The sequence below is a fragment of the Streptomyces sp. NPDC002817 genome (assembly GCF_053592055.1).
On sequence record NZ_JBSFUY010000052.1, the window covers coordinates 38758 to 44931 of the forward strand.

At 67.8% G+C, this 6174-nt stretch carries 6 protein-coding genes and 1 pseudogene; 5 read left to right on the plus strand and 2 right to left on the minus strand.

The window, feature by feature from the left end:
• Positions 1-141 precede the first annotated feature (141 nt).
• The 4 genes from ACWD3I_RS46050 to ACWD3I_RS46065 all read left to right on the plus strand — a co-directional run bounded on the left by ACWD3I_RS46050 (position 142) and on the right by ACWD3I_RS46065 (position 2139).
• Positions 142-861, plus strand: coding sequence for an alpha/beta fold hydrolase (locus tag ACWD3I_RS46050; protein WP_365410459.1), 720 nt, complete (start codon positions 142-144; stop codon positions 859-861).
• On the plus strand, positions 861-1070 hold the full coding sequence (locus ACWD3I_RS46055; protein WP_365410462.1) for a 2TM domain-containing protein: 210 nt from the start codon (positions 861-863) through the stop codon (positions 1068-1070). The genes ACWD3I_RS46050 and ACWD3I_RS46055 overlap by 1 nt, the downstream gene beginning before the upstream one ends.
• A 14-nt stretch (positions 1071-1084) precedes the next feature.
• Complete coding sequence (locus ACWD3I_RS46060) at positions 1085-1576, plus strand: DUF4188 domain-containing protein (RefSeq protein ID WP_365410464.1); 492 nt, start codon at positions 1085-1087, stop codon at positions 1574-1576.
• 131 nt (positions 1577-1707) lie between these two features.
• On the plus strand, positions 1708-2139 hold the full coding sequence (locus tag ACWD3I_RS46065; protein ID WP_451084394.1) for a hypothetical protein: 432 nt from the start codon (positions 1708-1710) through the stop codon (positions 2137-2139).
• Between the two features lie 346 nt (positions 2140-2485).
• Here the strand turns inward: ACWD3I_RS46065 and ACWD3I_RS46070 are convergent, their stop codons facing one another.
• Together ACWD3I_RS46070 and ACWD3I_RS46075 are read right to left on the minus strand one after the other, a co-directional pair.
• Positions 2486-4408, minus strand: a complete 1923-nt coding sequence (locus ACWD3I_RS46070) for a TerD family protein (protein WP_365410467.1) — start codon at positions 4406-4408, stop codon at positions 2486-2488.
• A 589-nt stretch (positions 4409-4997) separates the two neighbouring features.
• Positions 4998-5288, minus strand: a complete 291-nt coding sequence (locus ACWD3I_RS46075; RefSeq protein ID WP_365410470.1) for a hypothetical protein — start codon at positions 5286-5288, stop codon at positions 4998-5000.
• Between the two features lie 478 nt (positions 5289-5766).
• Between ACWD3I_RS46075 and ACWD3I_RS46080 the strand changes: the two are divergent.
• Positions 5767-6174 (plus strand): annotated as a pseudogene (locus ACWD3I_RS46080) (hypothetical protein); the annotation flags it as partial.

Below are 6174 nucleotides of genomic sequence, written 5' to 3' on the forward strand. Positions count from 1 at the left end.
CGTCGACTGAATGATCAGTGAAGCCCACCCTGAACCAGGTCCCGGTCTCATTCAATTCCCGTCCAGTGCGACGCCATAGCTTTGCGTCGAGCGTGAGGGTCCGGAGCAGAAGTGGCCGTCATCCGAAGGAGAGGTTGGTCCATGGTGAGCGGGAAACCGACGATCGTGCTCGTGCACGGAGCCTTTGCAGACAGCAGCGGCTTCAACGCCGTCACCAAACGGCTTGTCGCCGACGGCTATTCAGTGATCGCCGCACCGAATCCCCTTCGAGGGCTCGCCTTTGACGCGGCCAACGTAAAGGCCCTTCTGGACAGCATCGAGGGACCGATCGTGCTGGTCGGGCACTCCTACGGCGGTGCTGTTATCTCCGCCGCCGCCGAGGGGAACGCGAACGTGAAGGCACTGGTCTACCTGGCGGCGTTCGTTCCGGAGACCGGCGAGAGCGCGCAAGCACTGGTCGAGAAGTTCCCGGGCAGCACCGTGGGCGAGTCCCTCAAGCCCGTGCCGCTGCCTGACGGACAGGTCGACCTCTACATCGACCCCAAGGTCTTCCATCCTCACTTCGCGGCCGACGTGTCGGCGGCCGAAGCCGCCCTCTACTCGATCACGCAACGTCCGGCCACCGGCGCCGCCCTGGGCGAGCCCGCCACCGGTCCGCAGGCTTGGCACACGATCCCGGCCTACAACCTGATCAGCGGCGCCGACCGGATCATCCCCCCGGCGACGCAGGAGTTCATGGCCCAGCGCTCCGGCGCGAAAACCCAGGTGGTCGAGGGTGCTTCGCACATGGTGTTCGTCTCCCGGCCGGGTGCGACGGTGGCCCTCATCGAGACAGCCGTGCAGGACACACAGGAGGCGTGATGCACAAAAGCGAAAAGGCCATGAGGTGGGGCCTGCGGATCCACCTGTTCTGGTACGTCATCGCCAATGTGGCCCAAGTGGTGCTGTGGGGAATTCTCACACCCGACCAATTCTTCTGGCCCTTGTGGTCGATTCTGGGCTGGGGTATCGGGTTGGTGATCCACTTCTGGGTGATTCGCACGAAATCCCGACCGCTCGTCCGGCCGTGAAACAGAGGAGATCCATGTCCGAGAAAGTAGTTCCGGGCCGTCAGACCTCCGCCGCCGAAGGCGATGTCGTCGTCTTCCACATAGGGCTACGGATCAACCGTCTGCGAGCATTCTCCAGCTGGCTGCCGGCATTCATGTCGATGCCGCGCATGCTGCGCGAGCTGTCACAGGAAAAGAACAGCGGGCTTCTCGGCTACAAGGTGCTTTACGGCAGCCTCCGGGACTTCTACGTCGTCCAGTACTGGACGGACAAGGAGCGGCTCCTCGCCTACGCCCACCAACAGGACAAGGAGCACCGGCCTGCATGGACGGAGTTCAACCGACGAGCACGCGCCGGGAAGGGCCATGTGGGCATCTGGCACGAGACGTTCGTCGTCCCGGCGGGCTCCTACGAATCGGTGTACGTCGACATGCCCGCCTACGGCCTCGGCGCCGCGACAGGTGTCGTACCGGTCGGCCGACGCGGCGACACGGCGGCCCAGCGTCTGCGGGCGGCAGAGAGGTAGGCGCCCGGCCACCGACCTCAGAACCTGAAACGGTCCGCCGACCCCGTTGACGGACCGTCATGCAAGATCGATGCTGGTCCAAGGCTGGTCCAGACCCCGCAGGCACCCGACGGAACATCAGCCCGTGCTTCATGCGCCCGATCCTGGGGTCCGGGTTCACCGAGAAGGTCGTGCAGACGGTCAACTCGACCCAGCCGGAGCTGATCGCCGTGGTCGGCGACCCGGTCGACGGGGCGGTGGACGACCTCCGCTCGGCGGTCGAGCCGATCAGCGGGCTGCAGGCGCGTCACGGGGCGTTCTTCGTGGCAACCAGGAACATCTCCAGTCCGCGGCGGGCCGTAGCTCGTCTCCTCGATGCGCTTGCCCTGGGTCTCCAGACCGTGCCGCTTGGCACAGTTGATGACGCGACGCCACTCCGTGACCTCGTGCTCATCAGGATCGCTCACGATGACGCGTCCTTCGGCCACGATTCTCTCAATGAGTTTGGTGGCCTTCGCGCGTCGTGCACGAGCGACAGGGCTCTCGCTGTAGGGCACCGGACCAGTCGCTGCCTTTCCAGCTGACGCTTCCTCTGTCGCCCTCCTGCGGGACATTGGATGGTCTGAGTGGTGGCCGTTCTGGAGATAGAACGTCCCTGCCTCGGTGACCTGCAGATGCGCTTCGTCTTCGCCGCGCCTGACCGTCAACAGCCCTCCGTCACGTAACGCGTAGGCCGACCGCCACTCGCCCGGTGCCCAGCCTCCGGGATCCTCACCCTCGGCTATTCGGCCAAGCAGGGCGCGCTGTCGTTCGTTCAAGGCGGACCAGCGATGCATGAGAGCAGCCCACACCGCTCCAACGCCCTCTGCAATGACACGTACAGGTGACAACTCCCTTGAGGGCCCAGCCCGCTTGAAGGGAACTCGGCGACTATTCGGCGACGTCGACGCCGTAGCCGCGAGCGAGGTCGGCCAGTCCATGGTCGTAGCCCTGCCCGACAGCCCGAAGCCGCCACCCGTCGCCCCTGCGGTAGATCTCGGCGAGGATCACGGTGCGCTCGGTGGTGGCGGCGTCGAGAGTGGCCCGGGCGGTCGGGGCCGCGCCGATCCCGCAGGTGACGGTGATCTCGACGGCCCCGACGTCGGCGAAGGTCGCGGCACCGTCGATCGCGGCGGCGATCACGACCCGGTGGATCTCCAGGGGCAGCCGCTCCAGGTCCGCGGTGACGGCCTGTTCCGTCGGGCCGTCCGTGGCCATGCGTACGGTGCCGTCCGGGTGCTCGGGTGCGCCGTAGAAGACGAAGTCCTCATCTCCCGGAACCTGTTCCTGTGCGTCGACCGCGAAGGCGACGACGTCTACGTCGCAGGCGGTCTGCTGGCGCCACGCGGCGGCCACGGTCCAGGCCGTGCCGGTATCGGGCAGGTCGATGACAGCACCTCGGACCAGGACGTCCGCAGTGTCCGGCCTGTTCCCGACCGCGCTCCGCGTCGGCGCGGGAGTGGGTGCGCGGAGCCAGTCGGCGTCGTGCACGCGGAGAGCGAGCGCGGAGATGCGGCCCATGCGCCGGTCCGCCTCGCCGCCGGACAGTACGACGACATCGGAGACGCTGGCCGAGAGGTTGACCGCCGCGGAGGCGCCGAGGGCGACAGCACGAGCGCGCGCCTCGACAGCCTCGTCGTGGGTGCCGCCCAGGACCAGGACACGACGTCCGGAGAGCGTCTGGGCCGCCCCGATGGTGGACGCGGTCGGCGTGGCAGGGTTCTGGGCCGGGGGGTTCGGCGCGGATGCGGCCGGTACGGCAGGACGCTGAGCCGGCGCACTCGGAGTGGAAGCGGTGAGCGCCGCAGGACGCTGGGCCGGGACGTCCTGCGCCGACACAGGAGATGCAGTGGTCGAGCTCGCGGGCGTCTCCGACGCAGGACGCTGCCGGGCGGTGCCCTTGGCCTGACCTGGCCGCACACTCTCCAGCAGTCGCAGGTAGGCGAGCTCGTCCACAAGGGGCACGCCCTCGTCCGCTGCACGACGCAGCTTGGCGGATGCGGCGCTGGAGTGGTTGGTGACGACGACGCTGGTCTGGCCGCTGACCGAGGTCATCATGTTCAGCCCGGCCGCCACCGAGCGGGCGACCAGTTCCTCGCGGGAGACCTGGGTATCTCCAGTGATGGCGACCTTCATGCCTTGCACCAGCGGCCCTCCCGACTCCAGACGGCCCGGATTACGGTACGCGCAGGGCGTCTTGGGGACATACGGCTTGTAGTCCTGGCGGGGCGGGCAGTCCAGGAGCGGTAGGGACAGGCCCAGTTGCTCGGCTTCGCCCAGCGAGGCGCGCAGGATGCCGGAGAGTACGCGTACGTCGTCCTGCGCGTCGTGGGCCTTCTCCTGGCGTACGCCGTAGTGGGCGGCCAGCGTGCCCAGCTTGAGATCGGGGGTCGCGGGTCCGACCAGACGGTTGAGGGCCAGCGTGCACAGGCGCCTGCTGACCGGGACCCAGGAACGGACGTGAGCGAACTCGTGGGCCAGGAAGTCGTAGTCGAACTGCGCGTTGTGGGCGACCATGACCCGGCTGCTGAGCAGCGCCCCCACCTGCGGTGCGATCTCGTCGAAGGTGGGAGCGTCGGCAAGACGGTCGGGGGTGAGGCCGTGGATGTGGACCGGGCCGGGGTCGCAGCCCGGGTTGAGGAGGGTGGAGAACTCCCCGGTCTGGTTGCCGTGTGCGTCCAGCGTGAGGATCGCGAGGGACAGGACCCGGTCCCGTCCGGGTCTCAACCCTGAGGTCTCCACGTCCACCAGCGCCCAGTCGTGGAAGTAGTCGGGCAGGGTGGGCCACTTCGGGCTCGACGACAGCAGGACCATATGGGGCTCCCCTCCCCCTGGGCGCAGCGGGCTGCACACCCTCTCCACGCCGGTGATCAACTGATGGGATTTTCGCACGCGCCGGGTGCATCCCGTGGTGCATCCGTGACGGAGAGCCATTCTGAAGGCGGTCAAGCAATTGCTCTGAGTGGGCGGTTTGTAGGCCTTCGCGCGGGTTCACTTTGCCGGTCGGGGCATGGTGAACAGGCCGGGTTCCGGTTCGGTGAGGATGTCGCGGCTCACGAGGCGTTTGAGCTTGGCCCGGGCGCCTCCGACGTGGCGGTTCTCGGTGCCGGTTCCCAGGGCTTCGCAGATGTCCTTGGCCCGCAGGCCGTGTTCGTCGTCCTCGAACGGGGCGAGTCATCGCCCGTCGCGCGAAGCTTTCCCGGCCATCAGATTGGTTGCCGCTGGTGCGGCAGCAGACCCGGATGGTGATCTCTGGTCTTGTATTGACGCGATCCATACGGCGCCTCTACTCGCGGAGTGCCGGGGAGCCGGTTCGGCAGCGCGGTCCGCCATGGACCGAGGTCAGGATGCCGTCGACCGAAGCGGGAGCCGATGTTCGAGCGGGTTGGGTCACCAAGGAGATTCATTCCAACCTGGCTGTCGCGATCGTGGCGTTGCCGCTGGCGGTCGGCTTCGGCATCACCGCGACGGGCTCTTCGGAGGGCGCGCTCGTCGGGCTGTAGGGTGCGATCTTCGCCGGGTTCTTCGCGCCGCTGTTCGGCGGTACGCCCGGCCAAGTGACCAGCCCCATCAGCGTCGTCGCCATCGGTGTCATCACCATGCACGGACTCGAGGGCGCATTCCTCGCGTTCATCATCGCCGGCGTATTCCCGCGCAGATCGAGAACCGGCGCGAGCAGCAGGAGGGATGACACCGGCTACTCGCTCCCTCATCGTGCGGCGCACCCCTTTGTATCGATGCCGGCCCGACCGCACCGGCCTTGAGTCGGGCCTCGCAGCCGACGGTGAATCGCCCGGCAACCATGGCCCACGACCCCGTACTCGAGTCACCTCAATCCTTGCCCTTCCCCCGATGGCGACACCCACGAGCCGGCCGTGGCGAAGCGCCTGCCGCCATGACCGGAACCGATCACGTCCCATGAGCCAGCCGTGACCGCCCGAACAACGGTCTCCTCGACATCATGTCCGGCGCTCTCCTGGCGCGGGACGCCGCCGGCCGCCCGGGTACATGTGTCCGGCATCAACAGGACGTCAAGACTGCCGGAACACGGCAATGCGTTGAAGAGCCATGGCACTCCACAATGGCCCCGGAGCAAACACGGCCGCGTCCTCGTGCCTGAATCCGGCAGCGGCCGAAGGTACTTGGACGCTGACGGGACATGGGGGTGAAGGATGTTGGACGTCATCGACGCCGCCGCAGGTTTCCCCACCGTCCTCTTCACCTCGGCCCTGGTGGTCTCCCTCGCTTTCTGGCTCCGGGTCCTGCTGGGCCGGGCCGGCGTGCGCGACTTCGATGCCGACGCTCCGGCACTGGCCAGGGTGCTCGGAGGGGCACCGGTCGCCGTATCCACCTCCGTTGTGGCAGCGAGCGGCTGGCTCGTCAGCTTCGCCGGCATCGTCGTACTGGACCGGGTCGGCTGGACGGGCGTCGGCTCCGCCCTGGCCCACGCCCTTGTCTTCGCGCTGTCCGCGTTTGTCGCCTGGTCGGTGACCCGCGGCCTCGCCGCTCCGCTCACCAGGCTGTGCGGCCGCGAACGTGAGCCGCGACAACGGGACTTGGCGAGCGGCGCACCGGTCGAT